The organism is Hydrogenophaga electricum, assembly GCF_030160815.1.
Taxonomy (GTDB): Bacteria; Pseudomonadota; Gammaproteobacteria; order Burkholderiales; family Burkholderiaceae_C; genus Hydrogenophaga; species Hydrogenophaga electricum.
This window is the reverse complement of record NZ_BSPB01000022.1, coordinates 1-17,331: the sequence shown is the minus strand read 5'-3', so window position 1 is coordinate 17,331 and position 17,331 is coordinate 1. Positions and strand designations below refer to the sequence as shown.

The window sequence follows — 17,331 nt, the reverse complement described above, 5'->3', positions numbered from 1 at the left end:
CGCTTCCGAACCGCGCCGCGCGCCGGTGGTCCCATGCCCTTGCTGTTCCCGGCCATTCTGGCCATGGCCACCGTCGTGGTGGCGTCCAACGTCCTGGTCCAGCACCTCTTCGGTGCCTGGCTGACCTGGGGCGCGTTCACCTATCCGCTGGCCTTCCTGGTGACCGACCTGGTCAACCTCAAGGCCGGAGCGCGTGCCGCGCGGCAGGTCGTGCTGGCAGGGTTTGTGGTGGGGGTGGCCTGCTCGTTCGTGGGCAGCCAGATCGCGGGCGAGTTCGGTCCGCTGGTCACGCTGCGCGTGGCCATCGCCTCGGGCCTGGCTTTTCTGACGGCCCAGTGGCTGGACGTGGCGGTGTTCGACCGGCTGCGCCAGGGCTCGTGGTGGCGCGCGCCGCTGGTCTCCAGTCTGGTGGGGTCGGCCGTGGACACGGTGCTGTTTTTCAGCGTGGCGTTTGCCGCACCGCTGGCCTGGGTGGACCCGGTCACCGACGTCGCCTGGGCCAACGAGGTGCTGCCGCTGCTGGGCCTGGGGCCCCAGGTGCCGCTGTGGGTGTCGCTGGCCCTGGCCGACTGGCTGGTCAAGCTGGCGCTGGCCTTGCTGGCGCTGGTGCCGTTCCGCTGGATCGCGGCGCAGTGGCTGGGGTGGCGCTGGCGTCAGGCCGGCCGCTGACCCTCGCTGCGCAGCGCACGCACCGGGCGCAGCAGCACCACCAGCGCCCCGGCGCCGCCATCGATGGGGCGGGCCTGCACAAATGCCAGAACCTCGTTCTTCTGCACCAGCCAGCGCTGCACCCGTCCCTTGAGCACCGGCTGGCGCCCCGGCGAGCCCAGGCCCTTGCCGTGCACCACGCGCACACAGCGCAGGCCGACCTGGTGTGCTTCGCGCAGAAAGCGTCCCAGCGCCTCGCGCGCTTCGTCGGTGCGCAGGCCGTGCAGGTCGATCTGGCGCTGGATGCTCCAGTGGCCGCCGCGCAGTTTGGCGGTCACGTCGGGCCCGATGCCCGGGCGCCGGAAGCTCAGTTGCTCATCGGTGTGCAGCAGGGTCTCGACGTCGAATTCGTCCGACAACGCCTCGCGCATCACCGATTGTTCGTCGCGCTGGCGCTGTGCGGGGACCGGGTCCAGCGGCGGGCGGTGCGGATGCGCTCGCTCCGGTTGGGTCAGCGGCCTGACAGGGCCGACTGCGGTCGCAAAAAGGCAGCGTTCGCGCTGTGCGGCCAGTTGCCGCTGCCGCTCGGCTTGCACACGGGCGGCCTCGGCCTCGCTGCGGCGGCGGATTTCGCGCTGCAACGTTTTCAGCTCGGCCAGGCTGTGCACTTTCATGAAGGCATTGTCGCGCAGGCCTGTGGGGGCGGATGCCGGTCTCCCTAAAGGGCACAAGGTGTGGTGGGGTGGCGTCTGCCACCTCACCCATCCAGCAGGATCCTGCCAACCGATGGCTGCGCTCACAGGTGGCCGAGCTGTTCCTGGAGTGAGCAGGCTGCTGGACGGGCGCGGTATCAGACCAGCCCCATCTCCGCCATCGACGCCGCCTGCTCGCGCGTGACGATGAAGTGGTCCAGCACACGCACGTCCACCAGCGCCAGCGCCGCCTTGAGCGACTGTGTCAGCGCCTCGTCGGCGCGCGAGGGTCGGGCTTCGCCGCTGGGGTGGTTGTGGGCCAGTACCACGGCGGCGGCATGGTGGTGCAGGGCGCGCAACACCACCTCGCGCGGGTAGACGCTGGTCTGCGTGAGCGTGCCGCGGAACAGCTCTTCCATGGCGATCAGGCGGTTCTGGCTGTCGAGGAACAGCACGGCAAACACTTCGTGGGCCCGCGCGCCCAGCTGCAATTGCAGGTAGTGGCGCGCGGCGGCCGGGCTGTCGAACAGCGGGCTCTGCCGCATTTCCTGCACCAGGGCACGGCGCGCCAGTTCCAGCACCGCCACGACCTCGGCGCGTTTGGCGGGGCCCAGGCCCTTGATGGCGCGCAGGGCCTCGGCATCGGTGTGCAGCAGGCCGCCCACGCCGCCAAAGCGGTCCAGCAGTTCCTGCGCCAGTTGCAGCACGTGTTTGCCGGCCATGCCGGTGCGCAGCAGCAGCGCCAGCAGCTCGGCATCACTGAGCGCCGCCGGACCGCGGGCGAGCAGTTTTTCGCGCGGGCGCGCGTCGGCGGGCAGGCTCTTGAGCCCGCGTTCGGCCAGGTCATTCATCTTTTTCCTCCCTGCAATCCCCTGCTTTTTACAATACGCAGTTTCCCGGGCCGCTGCCCGGGCCTCCGTTTTCGATGTCCGCCACCATGCCCCAAGTCCAAGAAGGCTCTTTCCTGACCCTGCACTACCGGATGACCGGCCCGCAGGGCCAGACCATCATCGACACCTTCGAGCAGGGGCAGCCGGCCACGCTCAGCCTCGGCGCCGGGGAACTGTCGCCGGCCATCGAACAGCGCCTGCTGGGCCTGGAGGAAGGCACGCACACGGTGATCGAACTGGCTGCGGGCGAGGCCTTTGGCGAACGCCAGCCCGAGATGCAGCAATGGGTGGCGCGCAAGCTGCTCAACCAGCTGGGCGATCCGCACGAGCAGTACGCGGTGGGCGATGTGGTGCAGTTCCCCACGCCCGACGGGCTGGGCACCTACGCCGGCGCGGTGCGCGAGGTGCGTGCCGATGGCTCGGTGCTGTTCGACTTCAACCACCCGCTGGCCGGCCAGCCGGTGCGTTTTGAACTGCAACTGATCGGTGTGCTGTGATGAACGAGATTCTTCTGGCCGAACCCCGGGGCTTCTGTGCCGGCGTGGACCGCGCCATCGAAATCGTCGAGCGTGCGCTGGCCAAGTTCGGCCGGCCCATCTACGTGCGGCACGAGATCGTGCACAACACCTATGTGGTCAACGACCTCAAGACCAAGGGCGCGATCTTCATCGAGGAGCTCGACGAAGTGCCGCCGGGTGCGACGCTGGTGTTTTCGGCCCACGGCGTGAGCCGGGCCGTGCAGGAAGAGGCCGCGCGGCGCGGTTTCCAGATTTTTGATGCCACCTGTCCCCTGGTGACCAAGGTGCACGTGGAGGTGGCCAAGCTGCACCGCGAAGGCTACGAGTTCATCATGATCGGCCACAAGGGGCACCCCGAGGTGGAAGGCACCATGGGCCAGCTCGACAGCGGCATCCACCTGGTCGAAGACGAAGCCGATGTGCTGCGCGTGCAGCCGGCGCAGACCGACCTGCTGGCGGTGGTGACCCAGACCACGCTCAGCGTGGACGATGCGGCCGGCATCCTGGCCGCCGTGAAAGCGCGCTTCCCCAAGGTGCGCGAGCCCAAACAGCAGGACATCTGCTACGCCACCCAGAACCGGCAGGACGCTGTGAAGCTGCTGAGCCCGCAGGTGGACATCGTGATCGTGGTCGGCAGCCCCACCAGCTCGAACAGCAACCGCCTGCGCGAGGTGGCGCTCAAGCTCGGCACGCCGGCCTACATGGTCGACAACGCGGGCGAGCTGCAACCCGAATGGTTCGAGGGCAAGCTGCGTGTCGGCCTGACGGCCGGCGCTTCGGCGCCCGACATCCTCGTGCAGCAGGTGATCGAGCGCCTGCGCGATCTCGGTGCCATTGCTGTGCGGCGCATGGACGGCCTGACCGAAACCGTGAAATTCCCCCTGCCCAAAGGCCTGAAGATCGAAGGCGCTGCCGCGCCCGCCCACCTGCGGTAAGCCGGTCCCTACAATTTCCTCCCCATGCTAGACATCCTCCAACTCCGCAAAGACCTGGGCGCCGTCGTCGCGCGCCTGGAAAGCCGCAAACAGCCGCAGCCCTACCTGGACGTGGCCGCGTTCCAGGCGCTGGAAACCGAGCGCAAGACGCTGCAGACCCGCACCGAAGCGCTGCAGGCCCAGCGCAACAGCCTGTCCAAGCAGATCGGCATGCTCAAGGGCAAGGGGCAGCACGCCGAGGCCGATGCGGTGATGGCGCAGGTCGGCGAAATGAAGGCCGAACTCGAAGCCTCGGCCGCGCGGCTGGACGTGATCCAGGCCGAGCTGCAGACCCTGCTGCTGGCCGTGCCCAACCTGCCGCACGAGAGTGTGCCGGTGGGCGCTGACGAAGCGGGCAACGTCGAGGTGCGCCGCTGGAGCCCCGACGGGAAAGGGCCGCGCAGCTTTGATTTCGAGGTTCGCGACCATGTGGACATCGGCGAAAAGCTGGGGCTGGACTTCGACACCGGCGTCAAGCTGGCAGGCTCTCGCTTCACCTTCATGCGCGGCCCGATCGCCCGCCTGCACCGGGCGCTGGCGCAGTTCATGCTGGACACGCAGACGCAGGCACACGGCTACACCGAGTGCTACACGCCCTACATCGTCAATGCCGACACCCTGCGCGGCACCGGCCAGTTGCCCAAATTTGAGGGCGATCTGTTCGCGGCCCGCAAGGGCGGGCAGGACGGCACCGACGACAACCAGGCGCTGTACCTGATTCCCACCAGCGAGGTGACGCTGACCAACGTGGTGCGCGACACCGTGCTGGCCGAGGCCGATTTGCCGATCAAGCTGACGGCGCACACCCCGTGTTTCCGTTCCGAAGCCGGCAGCGCCGGGCGCGACACGCGCGGCATGATCCGCCAGCACCAGTTCGACAAGGTCGAGATGGTGCAGATCGTGCATCCTGAAAAGAGCTACGAGGCCCTGGAGGCCATGACCGGCCACGCCGAAGCCGTGCTGCAGAAGCTCGGCCTGCCGTACCGCGTGATGGCGCTGTGCACGGGCGACATGGGCTTCGGTTCGGCCAAGACCTACGACCTCGAAGTCTGGGTGCCGGCGCAGGGGACCTACCGTGAGATCAGCTCGGTCTCCAATTGCGAGGCCTTCCAGGCGCGCCGCCTGCAGGCGCGCTTCAAGAACGCCCAGGGCAAGAATGAGTTGGTGCACACCCTCAACGGCTCGGGCTTGGCCGTGGGCCGTGCCCTGGTGGCGGTGCTGGAAAATTACCAGAACGCCGACGGCAGCGTGACGGTGCCCGAGGTGCTGCGGCCTTACCTGGGCGGGTTGGAGCGGCTGAGCGCCGACTGAGGCACGCCGCTGGCGCCCCCAAAAGTTGCCCCGGACCGGGGTGGGGCGCCTGAACCGCCTGGCGGGTGGACCGAGGGACCGGCACCGCGATGGAACTCACCGGTCTTTCATTTGCCCGCCACCAGACAAACACCAAGAAAAAACCGCCGGTCTTGCGACGCGGCGGTTTTCCTTTTTTTGCTGGCAGCGCACCGTTTCAAACGGCGGACCCGAGAGGGGTCCGGGCTGGTGGTCTGCCGGGGCAGGCCGGTGGCCGGTTTTTAGGCGGCTGCGGCCAGGGCCTTGACCTTGGCGGAGAGGCGGCTCTTGTCGCGAGCGGCCTTGTTCTTGTGGAAGATGCCCTTGTCGGCGATGGTGTCGACGACGCCTTGCATCTTGGCAAACAGTTCGGTGGCCTTGGCCTTGTCGCCGGTCAGAACAGCCTTTTCGACGTTCTTGACGGCGGTCCGGTACTTCGAACGCAGTGAGCTGTTGGCGGCGTTCAGTTTGACGTCCTGGCGGGCGCGCTTGCGGCCAGACGCCAGACGGGGGTTCTTTTTCTTCGGCTTGGTTGCCATGGGAGTAATCCTTTACGTGTTTGGGATGATGCCAGCAAAGCCGAACATTCTACCACGCGGCCGAGTGCTGCCGTGGCCGCCATCTGGTACCGGGTTGTTACAGGGGCCAGAGGGGAGCGGGGGCTGGCTTACACTGCCGCGGTGTCGCTGTTCAAGTCCGCCTCCCTCGTTTCCCTGCTCACGCTGGCGTCCCGCATCACCGGTCTGGTGCGCGAACTGCTGGTGGCATCCACCTTCGGCGCGAGCGCGCTGACCGACGCCTTCAACGTCGCGTTCCGCATTCCCAACCTGCTGCGCCGCCTGTTTGCCGAAGGCGCTTTCAGTCAGGCCTTCGTGCCGGTGCTGGCGGGCGTGCGCGAGACCGAAGGCGACGAGGCCACGCGGCGCATGGTCGACCAGATCGCCACCGTGCTCGTGTGGGCCCTGCTGCTGACCTGTGTGCTCGGGGTGGCCGCCGCGCCGGTGCTGGTCTGGGCCATGGCCAGCGGCCTGCAGCAGAACCCGCAGGGCTACGAGGCGGCAGTGGTCATGACGCGCTGGATGTTTCCCTACATCGCCTTCATGTCGCTGGTCGCGCTGTCGGCGGGCATTCTCAATACCTGGAAAAAATTTGCGGTGCCTGCGGCCACGCCGGTGCTGCTCAATGTGGCCATGATCGGTGCCGCCTGGCTGGGCGCACCGTGGTTCCGTTCCCTGGGCATCGAGCCGATCTACGCCATGGCGGTCGGCGTGATGCTGGGTGGAGCCCTGCAACTGGGGGTACAGATTCCCGCGCTGCGCCGGCTGGGCATGCTGCCGCACGTGAGCCTGCGCTGGTCGCACCTGAGGGCCGCCTGGAACCACCCGGGCACGCGCCGCGTGACCACGCTGATGCTGCCGGCCCTGCTGGGCGTGAGCGTGGCGCAGATCTCGCTGCTCATCAACACCCAGATCGCGTCGCACCTCACCACGGGCAGCGTGAGCTGGCTGACCTATGCCGACCGGCTGATGGAATTCCCCACCGCCATGCTGGGCGTGGCGCTGGGCGTGGTGCTGCTGCCGCAACTGGCGGCGGCCAGGGCGGCCGATGATGGCGACCGCTACAGCGGCCTGCTCGACTGGGGGCTGCGGCTGGTGCTGCTGCTGGCCGTGCCTTGTGCCGTGGCCTTGCTGACGTTTGCGCAGCCGCTGGTGACCGTGCTCTACCACTACGGCGCGTTCTCCGATGGCGACGTGCGCCAGACCGCGCTCGCCCTCATGGGCTACGGGGCTGGCCTGCTGGGGCTGGTGGCGATCAAGGTGCTGGCGCCCGGCTTCTACGCGCGCCAGGACATCCGCACCCCGGTCAAGATCGCGGTGGTCGTGCTTGTGCTGACCCAGTTGATGAACCTGCTGTTCGTGCCCATGCTGGCCCACGCCGGGCTGGCGCTGGCCATCGGGCTGGGGGCCATGATCAATGCCTTGTGGCTGCTGATCGGTCTGGTGCGCCGGGGCGCTTACCGGCCCGCGCCGGGCTGGGGCCGGTTTGCGCTGCAGGTGCTGGCGGCCAGCGCGCTGCTGGCGGTGTTCCTGATGTGGAGCGCCTCCAGCCAGGACTGGCTGGCGCTGGGCGCGCTGCCCTGGACACGCATCGGCTGGCTGACGGTCACGCTGCTGGGCGCGGCCGGTCTGTACTTCGGCAGCCTCGTGATGGCCGGCGTGCGGCTGCGCCAGTTCCTGAGGCGTTGAGCGGGGCAGGGCGCTCGCGCGACAATGTCGGCACCATGGCACTTCCGATCGACACCGCGCCCCCCACGCCCCTGGCCTATTTCGCGAGCCTGGTGCGCGACGACGACCACGTGCCGCTGCTGGAAGCGGCGGTGTCGATCGCCCAGGACGAATACCCCGATCTGGACGTGCAGCAGGTGCTGGGCGACATGGACCAGTTGCTCGAACGCGTGCGCCGCCGCTGTGCGGGCGATGCCGGGGCCTTGCAGCGGCTGCGGGTGCTCAACCAGTTCTTTTTCCACGACCTGGGCTTTGGCGGCAACGTCAACAACTACTACGACCCCGACAACAGCCACCTGAACGTGGTGCTGCGCACCCGCCGCGGCATACCCATCACGCTGGGGGTGTTGTGGCTGGAACTGGCGGAAGGGTTGGGGCTGAAGGCGCGGGGCGTCAACTTTCCCGGGCATTTCATGGTCAAGATCAACCTGCCCGACGGGCAGGTGGTGATCGACCCCTTCACCGGCCAGTCGCTGAGCCGGGAAGATCTGTCGGAGCGGCTCGAACCCTACAAACGCCGGCAAGGCCTGGTCGACGACTACGACGTGCCGGTTGGCCTGTACCTGCAGGCGGCGCCGCCGCGCGAGATCCTGGCGCGCATGCTGCGCAACCTCAAGGAAATCCACCGTTCGCAGGCCGACTGGCTGCGCCTGATCGCGGTGCTCGACCGCCTGCTGATCCTGCTGCCCGACGCCTGGGACGAGTACCGCGACCGGGGTCTGGCCTGGGCGGAAATGGGCGAGGCGCGCCTGGCGGTGGAAGACCTTGATCGTTACGTGACCCACACCGACAACGCCCAGGACCGCGAAGCCATGGCCCAGCGCCTGGCCGAGCTGCGCCAGGCGCTGAACTGAGTTCAGCCGGCGGCCAGACCGGGCCGGCCCGGCCGCCCCAGGCGGTGCCAGGTGCGGCGCAATTGCGCGTCGGAGCTGAAACCGGCGAACCGCGCTGCCTGCGACACGTTGTGCCCCGAGGCCAGGGCCGCTTCGGCCACCGTCAGCCGGATGCCTTGCAGATACGCCAGCGGGCTCACCCCGGCGTGCTCGGCAAACAGCCGGGCCAGGTGGCGCTCGGACGTGTGCGCCACCCGGGCCATGGCCGGAACGGTCCAGTCCTGCTGCGGCTGCTGGCTGATGGCGTCCTGCACACGGTGCACAGCGGCATGCAGGTGGTTGCGGTGGTGCAGGAACGGTGAGAGCTCCGGGTCGGCCGGGCCGCGCCGCAAGGCCACGACCAGCGCCTGGGCCACCTGGGCCGCAATGGCCGCACCGGCATGGGTGGCCACCATGTGCAGGAAGAGGTCGATCCCGGTGGTGACGCCGGCGCTGGAGGCCACGGGCGGGTCCAGCACGAACACCCGGTTGGCCTGCACCTGGCAGGTGGGATCGGCCGCGCGCAATTCGTCCAGATGTTCGTGGTGGGTGGTGGCCTGCCGGTTCGCCAGCAGGCCCGCGTGCGCGGCGTACAGCGCACCGGCGCACACGCACAGCAGTTCGAGCCGGCCGGCCCGGGGACGCAGGCCCCGCAGCCAGTGCAGCAGGGCGCGGGCCGGCGTGTTGTCCACATCCACGCTGTGTCCCGGGTGGCCGACGAGAACAACCCAGTCGCAGCCGGGCTCGCCGGCCAGGTCTGCGGCCAGCGATGGCAAAGGCGCGATCTGGCCGATGCGCGCGCCCACGGAGCTGGTGGTCTCCGGTTGGGGACCGATAAAGTGCAGGCCGAACAGCGCTTCGCGCCCTTGTGCCTGCAGGCTCTGGTTGGCCGCGCGCAGCACCTCGGCGGGGCCCGCCCAGTCGAGGATCAGGCTGCCTGGCAGCAGCACGAAATGGACGCGGATGGCAGGCATGGGGTGATGGAGGGTCAGGCGGCTTCGCGCTGCCAGCGGTAGTCCATCTGGCGGGCGGTGCGCTCGGCCAGGGCCTGGCCGGCAAAGCGCTCCACCAGGTGAAGGCTCATGTCGATGCCGGCGCTGATGCCGGCCGAGCTGACGACCGTGCCTTCGTCCACCCAGCGGGCGTCGGGGTCGACCTGCAGGTGGGGCCAGCGCTGCCGCAGATCGGCCACGTCTTCCCAGTGCGTGGTGACGCGGTGTGTGTGCACCACGCCCGCAGCCGCCAGCACGAACACCCCGGTGCAGACGCTGGCGGTAATGGGGCAGCGCGCCGCGGTCTCGCGCACCCAGGCGAGGGTGTCGGGGCAGGCCAGGGGGCCGTCGACCACACCACCGGGTACCACCAGCAGATCGCAGGGGCCGGCCGTCGCGAACGCGGCCTCGGGCAGTATCCGCAGTCCGGCACGGGCGCGCACCGGCCCGCCGTCGCGCGACACGCAGCGCACCTGCCAGCGGGCAGCGCTGGCGAGCCCGGCGGGGGCGTCGGCGCCGCTCGCCAGCCGCGCGGCGACCCGGGCGGCGGTGGTGAACACCTCGTAGGGGCCGGCGAGGTCCAGGGCTTCGACCTCGTCGAAGGCCAGGATGTGGATGCTCAGCGTTGTGGAGGGCGCGGTCATGGCGTGGTGGCCTCCTGGGCGTAATCGGCGACCTGGCGCAGGGTGCAGAAGCGGCCCGCCAGCACGGTGGCGGTGCGGGCCTTGATCGCGTCGGCGCTGAGTACGCGGCCATCGGGCTGGGTCATGTCCCAGGTCAGGGTGGCTTCGGGCACGAAGTCGACCTGCCAGCCCAGGTCGGACGCGTGGCGCGTGGTGGTTTCGCAGCATTGTTCCGTGCGGATGCCGCTGACGATCAGGTGGCGGATGCCATGGGTGGTCAGCCAGACGTCGAGCCCGGTGCCCACCAGGGCGCTGTGGCGGTGTTTGACGAAGGTGGCCGCCGGTTCAAAATCGGCCAGGCCTTCGAGCGGCCGCACATGCCCGCTGGCGTGGGCGAACGGGTTGCTCGGGGATTCCGGTCCGTCCGCATGCAGGATGCGGATCACCGGCACGCTGGCGTGCTGGCAGGCCGCGATCAGGGCGTTCTGGGCTGCCAGGTAGGCGGGCAGGTCGGCCTCGTTGAAAAAGGGGCGGTGGCGGAAGGATTCCTGGACGTCGATGACGAGCAGGGCGGCGTGGGTGGGAAGGGACATCGGGTCTCCAGGCGGCGTGTCGGATCGACACGGTATGCCCCGCATTGTGGGCACTTCACCGTCGCCTGTCCGTTTCAGGCCGGACCGGAAGCGTGCATTTTCGGACATGAAAAAGGGCTCCCAGGGAGCCCTTCGGATGGCCGGTTCGGAGGGCCGTTCAGGCGACCACCACCGACGCGCCGTCGCCCTGGGCGGCGATGGCGCCGATCTCGTAAACCGTCTCGCCCAGTTCGCGCAAGGTGGCGGCGCAGGCAGCGGCTTCTTCGGCAGCGATCACCACCACCATGCCGATGCCGTTGTTGAAGGTGCGGTTCATCTCGATATCGTCGATGCCGGCCACCTTCTGCAGCCAGGCGAACAGCTCGGTCTGCGGCCAGCTGCCCTTCTTGAGGTGGGCAGCCGTGCCTTCGGGCAGCACGCGCGGAATGTTCTCCAGCAGGCCGCCGCCGGTGATGTGGGCCAGCGCCTTGACCGGGTGCTTGGCGAGGGTGGCGAGCACGTTCTTCACGTACAGGCGGGTCGGCGCCATGATGGCCTGGCGGAACGGCTGGCCGTCCAGCGTGGCCGGCAAATCGGCGCCAGCGCGCTCGATGCACTTGCGCACCAGCGAAAAACCGTTGGAGTGCACGCCGTGCGAGGCCAGGCCCAGCACCACGTCACCAGGCTTGACGTTCTGGCCGGTGAGGATCTTGCTCTTTTCGACCGCGCCGACGCAAAAGCCCGCCAGGTCGTATTCGCCGGCCGGGTACATGCCGGGCATTTCGGCGGTTTCGCCGCCGATCAGCGCGCAGCCGGACAGCTCACAGCCCTTGGCGATGCCGCCCACCACAGCGGCAGCGGTGTCCACGTCCAGCTTGCCGCAGGCGAAGTAGTCCAGGAAGAACAGCGGCTCGGCGCCCTGCACCAGCACGTCGTTCACGCTCATGCCGACGAGGTCGATGCCCACGGTGTCGTGCAGGTTCCATTCGAAGGCCAGCTTGAGCTTGGTGCCCACGCCGTCGGTGCCGGAGACCAGCACCGGCTCTTGGTAACGCTTGGGCACCTCGAACAGGGCACCGAAGCCGCCGATGCCGGCCATCACGCCTTCGCGCAGCGTCTTCTTGGCCAGGGGCTTGATGCGTTCGACCAGGGCGTCGCCAGCGTCGATATCGACACCGGCGTCTTTGTAGGAAAGGGGCGTGCTGCTGGAGGTCATGAAATGGGGGCGTCCCGGGGGCGCGGGCGGAAGTTCGGGGGGAGAGGGCTGCGGACGGCCGCCCAAGGGGGCCGACTAGAATCAGCACCGGATTTTAAGGGTTTGCCCCTTGCCCCTCCGTCGGCCGTGCCGACTCTTGCGGATCGACCCATGACCTTCACCCCTTACCAGCTGCGCCTGGTCGCCTGGGCCGCCATCGCCGTGGCGGTGTGGCTGCTGCTGACGATGCTGTCGCCGGTGCTGATGCCCTTCCTGCTGTCGGCGGTGCTGGCCTACGTGCTGCACCCCGGGGTGGAGCGTTTGCGCGCCAAAGGGGTCCCCCGCTGGCTGGGCGCCGGGCTGGCGCTCACGTTGCTGGTGATGGTGCTGCTGGCCGTGCTGCTGCTGATCGTGCCGGTGATCACCAAGCAGGTGCCGCTGTTCAAGGAGCAAGTGCCGCTGCTGCTGGACAAAGCCAGCGAAGGGGTCCAGCAACTGGGCGCCCGTTTCGGGATGGCCTTGCAGATCGACGTGTCCCTGATCCAGGGGTGGTTGCGCGGGCTGGTGGTGGCCAACGAAAGCGAACTGATCAGCGGGCTGCTGTCGTCCTTGCGCATCGGCGGCAGCGCCGTGGCGGCGGTGTTCGGCAATCTGGTGCTGGCGCCCATCGTGGCCTATTACCTGCTGCTCGACTGGGACAACATGGTCGCGCGCGTCAAGCAGCTCATTCCGCCGCGCTGGCGCGCCAGCGTGCAGAGCTTTCTCGACGAGACGGACGAGGTGCTGGGCCAGTACCTGCGTGGCCAGTTGCTGGTCATGGGGGTGCTGGCGGTGTTCTACACCGTGGGCCTGGCGTTGACCGGGCTGGACCTGGCCTTGCCCATCGGTGTGTTCACCGGGCTGGCCGTGTTTGTGCCCTACCTGGGGTTCGGTCTGGGGCTGGTGCTGGGCCTGCTGGCCGCCCTGCTCGAATTCCAGAGCGTCTGGGGCGTGGCCGCCGTGGCCGGTGTCTACACCGTTGGTCAGGTGGTGGAGAGCTTTTTCCTGACCCCGCGCCTGGTGGGCGAGCGCATCGGTTTGCACCCCATCGCGGTGATCTTTGCCCTCATGGCCTTTGGCCATCTGTTCGGCTTCGTGGGCGTGCTGGTGGCGCTGCCGGCCAGTGCCGTGCTGCTGGTGGGCATCCGCCGCGTTCAGGCGGGTTATCTGGCCAGCGATATCTATCTGCAGCCGCCTTTGCCGCCCGCCCCCCCGGCCCAGCGGCGCCCGGCACCGGAAGACAAGGCCTCATGAGCGCACCGATCGTGATGCGGCAGATGGCGCTCGACATCGGCATGGCGCCGGTGCCCACGCTGGACAATTTCGTGGCGGTGGGCAACGAGGCGGCGCTGGAGCACCTGCAGCTGTGGGCGGGCAACCCGCTGCGTTCGCCGGTACCCACTTTTCTGTGGGGCGAAGGCGGCAGCGGCAAGACCCACCTGCTGGGCGCCGTGCGCGAAGCGCTGCGAGAGCAGGGCGCCCGGGTCGGCTGGCTTGACGCCGCCACCCTGCACCCGGTTGCTTTTGACGACCACTGGGACGCGGTGCTGCTCGACGATTGCCAGCTCTATACCGCCGAGCAGCAGGCGGCGGCCTTCAACTGGTTCGTCAACGCGCAGACGCCTGCGCAGGGGCGCGCCCGCTGGGTGCTCGCCGCCGCCGACCGGCCGCCGGCCGACCTGCAGTTGCGCGAAGACCTGCGCACCCGCCTGGGCTGGGGCCACGTGTTCCAGTTGCACGCCCTGGGTGAGGCCGAGCGTCGCGCCGTGCTGCGCCGCGCCGCCGACGAGCGGGGTGTGTTCCTCGGCGACGAGGTGATGGACTTCATGCTCAACCGCTTCTCCCGCGATCTCTCCAGCCTGATGATGCTGCTGGACCAGCTCGACGCCTACGCCCTGCGCACGCAGCGCGCGATCACCATCCCGCTGATCAAGTCGATGCTCGAAAACGAATAAGACCCTGCATGAAGCTTGCCCTGTTTGACCTGGACCACACCCTGCTGCCGCTCGATTCGGACTACGCCTGGGGCGACTTCGTCGTCACCCTGGGCTGGCGTGCGGCCGAAGCCCAGACCCACGCCAACGACTACTTCTATGAGCAGTACAAGGCCGGCACGCTGGATATCCACGAATACATCCGGTTCTCGGTGGACGCCCTGCGCGAGCACGGCGTGGCAGCCGCCGACGCGGCCCACCGGCGCTTCATGCAGGAGGTGATCGGACCGGCCATCCGGCCGGCGGCGCGCGAACTGGTGCAGCGGCACCAGGCTGCGGGCGACCAGGTCATCATCGTCACCGCCACCAACGAATTCGTCACCCGGCCGATAGCCCAGGCCTTCGGCGTTTCCGAGCTGATTGCCATCGACCTGGAGCGCGATGCCGCCGGCAACCCCACCGGAGCCATCCGGGGCACCCCGTCCTTTCGCGAGGGCAAGGTGGCGCGTGTGGAACAATGGCTGGCCGCGCGGGGCCTGGACTGGTCGCGTGTCGAACACAGCACCTTCTACAGCGACTCGATCAACGACCTGCCGCTGCTCGACAAGGTGCACGAGCCGGTGGCCACCAATCCCGATGCCCGGCTGACCGCCATCGCCGCCGAACGCGGCTGGCGCATCCTGAACCTCTTCGAATGATCAAGAAATTCATCGACAAGCTGCTGGGCAAGTCCGGCGGCAAGAAGGCCGGCAAATTCGGCCAGCGCGCCGACGTGCCGGCCAGCGTGCACGGCATCAACCCCAAGCTGGTGGACCAGCGCGCCATCGACGTGGTGCACACCCTCAAACGCGCCGGTTACGAGGCCTACATCGTCGGCGGCGCCGTGCGCGACCTGCTGCTTGGTCTGCGCCCCAAGGACTTCGACGTCGCCACCAACGCCACGCCCGAGCAGGTCAAGAGCCTGTTCCGCCGCGCCTTCATCATCGGCCGGCGCTTTCGCATCGTGCACGTGGTCTATGGCCGGGGGCGCGAGCACGAGGTCATCGAAGTCTCCACCTTCCGCGCCTACCTCGACAGCGCCGATGCCGAACAGGTCAGCGGCAACGAACGCACCAGCAAGGGTGAACTCTCGACCATGAAGCACGCCGTCGACGCCAGCGGCCGGGTGCTGCGCGACAACGTCTGGGGGCCGATCGAGCAGGACGCCGCGCGCCGCGACTTCAGCATCAACGCCATGTACTACGACCCCGAGACGCAGGTCGTGGTCGACTTCCACCACGGCATCCGCGACGCGCAGAAGAAAACCCTGCGCATGATCGGCGACGCCGCCACGCGCTACCGCGAAGACCCGGTGCGCATCATCCGCGCCGTGCGTTTTGCCGCCAAGCTCAGCCGCCTGGGTTTCAGCTTCGATGCCAAGACACAGGCGCCGCTGGCCGCCTCGCGCACGCTGCTGGCCGACGTGCCGCAGAGCCGCCTGTTCGACGAAATGCTCAAGCTGCTGCAGACCGGCCACGCGCTGGCCAGCATCGAGCAGCTCCAGGCCACCGGCCTCGGCACCGGCATCTACCCCTTGCTCGACGTGGTGGTGGAGCGCGCAGGCGACCCGTTCGTCCAGCGGGCGCTGCAGGACACCGACCGCCGCGTGGGCGAAGGCAAGCCGGTGGCGCCCAGCTTCCTGTTGGCCTGCGTGCTCTGGGCCGACGTGCGCAAGGGCTGGGAGCGCCGCCTGCAGCCCCGTGGCAACCAACGTCCGCCCACGCCGTTTGCCGCCCTGCAGGACGCGGTGGACGAGGCCTTCGATGCCCGCATCGGTGACGTCTCCGGCCGCGGCAAGCTGGGCACCGACATGCGCGAAATCTGGCTCATGCAGCCGCGCTTCGACAAGCGCGTGGGCAGCGGCCCATTCAGCCTGGTCGAGCAGCCGCGCTTCCGCGCCGGCTTCGACTTCCTGCGCCTGCGCGCGCAGACCGGTGAGGTCGAGGAGGAACTGGCCCACTGGTGGGAAACCTTCAGCACCGCGGACGAAGACCACCGCCAGGACATGATCGACGCCCAGCGCAAGTCCGGCCAGCCCAAAGGGGCGGGCAGCGGCAAGGCCCGGCGCGTGAAAAAGGGCGATGCCGACCATCCGGGCACCGGCGCCGCTGAGCAGGACGACCCGCGCTTCCGGCCGCCGGATACCGAGGCCGATGACGACGGGGCTGGTGAGCCGGGCGACGATCTGCCCGAATTGCGTACGCCCGATGGCATGCCTGCCGATGGCAGCGCACCGGCCAAGAAACGCCGTCGTCGCCGACGCAAGCCTTCGGGCAGCGGGGCCGCGCCGGCCGATGACGGTGGGGCGCCCCCGGCGGGCGAATGACCCTGGCTGGCGCCGCTCTTGCGCGCGACCCGGTGCGGGCCTGCGTGGCGCTGGGGGCCAATCTGGGTGATCCGGTGCAGGCGCTGCAGGCTGCGCTGGCGGCCTTGCAGGCCCATCCGGGCATTGCGGAGTTGCGCGTCTCGGGCTTCTACCGCACCGCGCCGGTGGACGCGACGGGCCCGGATTTTGTCAACGCGGTCGCGCTGCTGGACACGACGCTGACGGCTCCTGCGCTGCTGGACCTGCTGCAGGCCGTCGAGGCGGATGCCGGTCGGCAGCGGCCCTACCACCACGCGCCGCGCACACTGGATCTGGATTTGTTGACGTATGGCACGGCGCGCATCGTTTCGCCCCGGCTCACCGTGCCACACCCCCGTATGATGGACCGGGCTTTTGTTCTCGTCCCGCTGCACGATCTGGCCCCCGAACGGGTGCCGCCGGCGGCGCTGGCGGCGGTGCAACACCAGGTGGTGGAGCGGCTGCGCTGACGGGGCGGACCCTCCTGTCATGCCGTCCGTCTTTTCGCTCTCCCTGTTGTCGATGACCTGGCGCTCCGGGGCCTGGTGCCTGCTGGCGCTCATGGCCTGGGCGCTGCTGGCCGGCTGCACATCGACGCCGGCTCCCCGGGGCGAAGTGCAGCCCGAGCCCATGGCCTCCGGCGATCTGGCGCAGTCGGACGTGAACCGCATGGCCACGCTGGGCATGCGCGACAACCTGGCCAGCCTGTTCCTGCTGATGGACAAGCTGTACCGGCGCAATCCCCAGGAGTGGCGCAAAGGGGGTTTTTCCAGCCGCGAAGCGGCGATGGACGCGGTGCGTCAGGCGCTCGAAGCGCGCCGGTCCTGGCCCGATCTGGCCCTGGCCGACAAGCGCGACATCGCGGCGCTGGCCGTGGCGCTCGACCCCGCGTTCGCAGGCGACCGGGTGGCGGCCTTCACCTATGGGTTGGGTGACATGCTGATCACCGCGCACGGCGGCAAGACCCGCTTCTACCTGCTCGACGGTCTGGACGCCCAGGCGCTCTACAACGCCGCCCGCAACATCGAGATTGCCGCGTGGATGCTGGCGCAGCGGCGCGACCGGGCGGGCAGGCCGCTGCTGCTGGCCGACGAGATCACGGCGCAGGCGCGCAACCTGAGTTTCGAGCGCGAGTTCGGCAAGATGATTGCGCGCGTGGACCTGCTGGCCTCGGTCACGACCGAAAAATACCGGCGCGCCGTGGTCAGCTATGTGCAGAACTTCGTGGGCGGCACGCTGTTGCAGTTCCTGCCTGTGCAGGCGGTGACGGCGCCATAGGGGGCCTTAGCAGGCTGTTGAATTTCGCTCCCATAAAACCTGGCATTCAGGAGCATCGTTGTAGATACTGACTGCTCGCTCAACAAGGAGTCCAGACGATGCGAGGT

Annotated in this window: 19 protein-coding genes; 12 read left to right on the top strand and 7 right to left on the bottom strand. The window is 68.8% G+C overall.

Annotation, left to right across the window (positions count from 1 at the left end):
* The first annotated feature begins 33 nt into the window (after nucleotides 1–33).
* Complete coding sequence (locus QQK43_RS13625; protein ID WP_284308205.1) at nucleotides 34–669, top strand: queuosine precursor transporter; 636 nt, start codon at nucleotides 34–36, stop codon at nucleotides 667–669.
* Here the strand turns inward: QQK43_RS13625 and QQK43_RS13620 are convergent.
* Entirely contained in the window at nucleotides 654–1,322 is a 669-nt protein-coding gene (locus QQK43_RS13620) for a Smr/MutS family protein (RefSeq protein ID WP_284308204.1), read from the bottom strand. The two genes, QQK43_RS13625 and QQK43_RS13620, sit on opposite strands and share 16 nt — an antisense overlap.
* A gap of 176 nt (nucleotides 1,323–1,498) precedes the next feature.
* Nucleotides 1,499–2,191, bottom strand: a complete 693-nt coding sequence (gene radC / locus QQK43_RS13615; protein ID WP_234266691.1) for a RadC family protein — start codon at nucleotides 2,189–2,191, stop codon at nucleotides 1,499–1,501.
* An 86-nt stretch (nucleotides 2,192–2,277) separates the two neighbouring features.
* Here radC and QQK43_RS13610 point away from each other — a divergent pair, with 86 nt between their 5' ends.
* The 3 genes from QQK43_RS13610 to serS are packed head-to-tail and all read left to right on the top strand — an operon-like array spanning nucleotide 2,278 to nucleotide 5,033.
* Nucleotides 2,278–2,727: an FKBP-type peptidyl-prolyl cis-trans isomerase gene (locus tag QQK43_RS13610; RefSeq protein WP_284308203.1), complete on the top strand. Its 450-nt coding sequence runs from the start codon at nucleotides 2,278–2,280 to the stop codon at nucleotides 2,725–2,727.
* Complete coding sequence (gene ispH, locus QQK43_RS13605) at nucleotides 2,727–3,683, top strand: 4-hydroxy-3-methylbut-2-enyl diphosphate reductase (protein WP_284308202.1); 957 nt, start codon at nucleotides 2,727–2,729, stop codon at nucleotides 3,681–3,683. Before QQK43_RS13610 ends, ispH begins: the two co-directional genes overlap by 1 nt.
* A gap of 24 nt (nucleotides 3,684–3,707) precedes the next feature.
* Nucleotides 3,708–5,033 (top strand): serine--tRNA ligase, encoded by a 1,326-nt coding sequence (gene serS, locus QQK43_RS13600; RefSeq protein WP_284308201.1) that lies wholly within the window; start codon nucleotides 3,708–3,710, stop codon nucleotides 5,031–5,033.
* A 260-nt stretch (nucleotides 5,034–5,293) separates the two neighbouring features.
* On the opposite strand, the gene rpsT is transcribed toward serS, so the two are convergent.
* Nucleotides 5,294–5,590, bottom strand: a complete 297-nt coding sequence (gene rpsT, locus QQK43_RS13595) for a 30S ribosomal protein S20 (RefSeq protein WP_234266695.1) — start codon at nucleotides 5,588–5,590, stop codon at nucleotides 5,294–5,296.
* 141 nt (nucleotides 5,591–5,731) lie between these two features.
* Here rpsT and murJ point away from each other — a divergent pair, with 141 nt between their 5' ends.
* Both murJ and QQK43_RS13585 read left to right on the top strand, forming a co-directional pair.
* Nucleotides 5,732–7,297, top strand: coding sequence for a murein biosynthesis integral membrane protein MurJ (gene murJ, locus QQK43_RS13590; protein WP_234266696.1), 1,566 nt, complete (start codon nucleotides 5,732–5,734; stop codon nucleotides 7,295–7,297).
* Nucleotides 7,298–7,332: 35 nt separating this feature from the next.
* A complete protein-coding gene (locus QQK43_RS13585) occupies nucleotides 7,333–8,190 on the top strand; it encodes a SirB1 family protein (protein ID WP_234266697.1) in 858 nt (285 codons plus the stop codon).
* A 2-nt stretch (nucleotides 8,191–8,192) separates the two neighbouring features.
* Here the strand turns inward: QQK43_RS13585 and QQK43_RS13580 are convergent, their stop codons facing one another.
* From QQK43_RS13580 to purM, 4 genes are all read right to left on the bottom strand, one after another.
* Nucleotides 8,193–9,182 carry a GlxA family transcriptional regulator gene (locus QQK43_RS13580; RefSeq protein WP_234266698.1) on the bottom strand — a complete coding sequence of 330 codons (990 nt, stop codon included), beginning with the start codon at nucleotides 9,180–9,182 and terminating at the stop codon, nucleotides 8,193–8,195.
* A gap of 14 nt (nucleotides 9,183–9,196) precedes the next feature.
* A complete protein-coding gene (locus QQK43_RS13575) occupies nucleotides 9,197–9,844 on the bottom strand; it encodes a DJ-1/PfpI family protein (RefSeq protein WP_284308200.1) in 648 nt (215 codons plus the stop codon).
* Nucleotides 9,841–10,416: an isochorismatase family protein gene (locus QQK43_RS13570; RefSeq protein WP_284308199.1), complete on the bottom strand. Its 576-nt coding sequence runs from the start codon at nucleotides 10,414–10,416 to the stop codon at nucleotides 9,841–9,843. Before QQK43_RS13570 ends, QQK43_RS13575 begins: the two co-directional genes overlap by 4 nt.
* Before the next feature lie 157 nt (nucleotides 10,417–10,573).
* Complete coding sequence (gene purM / locus QQK43_RS13565) at nucleotides 10,574–11,611, bottom strand: phosphoribosylformylglycinamidine cyclo-ligase (protein ID WP_284308198.1); 1,038 nt, start codon at nucleotides 11,609–11,611, stop codon at nucleotides 10,574–10,576.
* Between the two features lie 150 nt (nucleotides 11,612–11,761).
* On the opposite strand from purM, the gene QQK43_RS13560 reads away from it, so the two are divergent.
* Genes QQK43_RS13560 through QQK43_RS13535 form a run of 6 tightly spaced genes read left to right on the top strand, consistent with a single transcriptional unit; the run spans nucleotide 11,762 to nucleotide 17,224 of the window.
* Nucleotides 11,762–12,883 carry an AI-2E family transporter gene (locus tag QQK43_RS13560; protein WP_284308197.1) on the top strand — a complete coding sequence of 374 codons (1,122 nt, stop codon included), beginning with the start codon at nucleotides 11,762–11,764 and terminating at the stop codon, nucleotides 12,881–12,883.
* A gap of 14 nt (nucleotides 12,884–12,897) precedes the next feature.
* Nucleotides 12,898–13,584 (top strand): DnaA regulatory inactivator Hda, encoded by a 687-nt coding sequence (gene hda / locus QQK43_RS13555; RefSeq protein ID WP_284308236.1) that lies wholly within the window; start codon nucleotides 12,898–12,900, stop codon nucleotides 13,582–13,584.
* Between the two features lie 8 nt (nucleotides 13,585–13,592).
* Nucleotides 13,593–14,261, top strand: a complete 669-nt coding sequence (locus QQK43_RS13550) for a histidinol-phosphatase (RefSeq protein ID WP_234266703.1) — start codon at nucleotides 13,593–13,595, stop codon at nucleotides 14,259–14,261.
* A complete protein-coding gene (gene pcnB / locus QQK43_RS13545) occupies nucleotides 14,258–15,928 on the top strand; it encodes a polynucleotide adenylyltransferase PcnB (protein WP_234266704.1) in 1,671 nt (556 codons plus the stop codon). The genes QQK43_RS13550 and pcnB overlap by 4 nt, the downstream gene beginning before the upstream one ends.
* A complete protein-coding gene (gene folK, locus QQK43_RS13540) occupies nucleotides 15,925–16,416 on the top strand; it encodes a 2-amino-4-hydroxy-6-hydroxymethyldihydropteridine diphosphokinase (protein ID WP_234266705.1) in 492 nt (163 codons plus the stop codon). Before pcnB ends, folK begins: the two co-directional genes overlap by 4 nt.
* A 19-nt stretch (nucleotides 16,417–16,435) precedes the next feature.
* Entirely contained in the window at nucleotides 16,436–17,224 is a 789-nt protein-coding gene (locus tag QQK43_RS13535; RefSeq protein WP_370465274.1) for a hypothetical protein, read from the top strand.
* Nucleotides 17,225–17,331: the final 107 nt, after the last annotated feature.

What these genes read in the sequence shown, in the direction of transcription:
- QQK43_RS13625 (WP_284308205.1), top strand. Translation starts at nt 34, where the DNA reads ATGCCCTTGCTGTTCCCGGCCATTCTGGCCATGGCCACCGTCGTGGTG.
- QQK43_RS13620 (WP_284308204.1), bottom strand. Translation starts at nt 1,322, where the DNA reads ATGAAAGTGCACAGCCTGGCCGAGCTGAAAACGTTGCAGCGCGAAATC.
- radC (WP_234266691.1), bottom strand. Translation starts at nt 2,191, where the DNA reads ATGAATGACCTGGCCGAACGCGGGCTCAAGAGCCTGCCCGCCGACGCG.
- QQK43_RS13610 (WP_284308203.1), top strand. Translation starts at nt 2,278, where the DNA reads ATGCCCCAAGTCCAAGAAGGCTCTTTCCTGACCCTGCACTACCGGATG.
- ispH (WP_284308202.1), top strand. Translation starts at nt 2,727, where the DNA reads ATGAACGAGATTCTTCTGGCCGAACCCCGGGGCTTCTGTGCCGGCGTG.
- serS (WP_284308201.1), top strand. Translation starts at nt 3,708, where the DNA reads ATGCTAGACATCCTCCAACTCCGCAAAGACCTGGGCGCCGTCGTCGCG.
- rpsT (WP_234266695.1), bottom strand. Translation starts at nt 5,590, where the DNA reads ATGGCAACCAAGCCGAAGAAAAAGAACCCCCGTCTGGCGTCTGGCCGC.
- QQK43_RS13585 (WP_234266697.1), top strand. Translation starts at nt 7,333, where the DNA reads ATGGCACTTCCGATCGACACCGCGCCCCCCACGCCCCTGGCCTATTTC.
- QQK43_RS13580 (WP_234266698.1), bottom strand. Translation starts at nt 9,182, where the DNA reads ATGCCTGCCATCCGCGTCCATTTCGTGCTGCTGCCAGGCAGCCTGATC.
- QQK43_RS13575 (WP_284308200.1), bottom strand. Translation starts at nt 9,844, where the DNA reads ATGACCGCGCCCTCCACAACGCTGAGCATCCACATCCTGGCCTTCGAC.
- QQK43_RS13570 (WP_284308199.1), bottom strand. Translation starts at nt 10,416, where the DNA reads ATGTCCCTTCCCACCCACGCCGCCCTGCTCGTCATCGACGTCCAGGAA.
- purM (WP_284308198.1), bottom strand. Translation starts at nt 11,611, where the DNA reads ATGACCTCCAGCAGCACGCCCCTTTCCTACAAAGACGCCGGTGTCGAT.
- QQK43_RS13560 (WP_284308197.1), top strand. Translation starts at nt 11,762, where the DNA reads ATGACCTTCACCCCTTACCAGCTGCGCCTGGTCGCCTGGGCCGCCATC.
- hda (WP_284308236.1), top strand. Translation starts at nt 12,898, where the DNA reads ATGCGGCAGATGGCGCTCGACATCGGCATGGCGCCGGTGCCCACGCTG.
- QQK43_RS13550 (WP_234266703.1), top strand. Translation starts at nt 13,593, where the DNA reads ATGAAGCTTGCCCTGTTTGACCTGGACCACACCCTGCTGCCGCTCGAT.
- pcnB (WP_234266704.1), top strand. Translation starts at nt 14,258, where the DNA reads ATGATCAAGAAATTCATCGACAAGCTGCTGGGCAAGTCCGGCGGCAAG.
- folK (WP_234266705.1), top strand. Translation starts at nt 15,925, where the DNA reads ATGACCCTGGCTGGCGCCGCTCTTGCGCGCGACCCGGTGCGGGCCTGC.
- QQK43_RS13535 (WP_370465274.1), top strand. Translation starts at nt 16,436, where the DNA reads ATGCCGTCCGTCTTTTCGCTCTCCCTGTTGTCGATGACCTGGCGCTCC.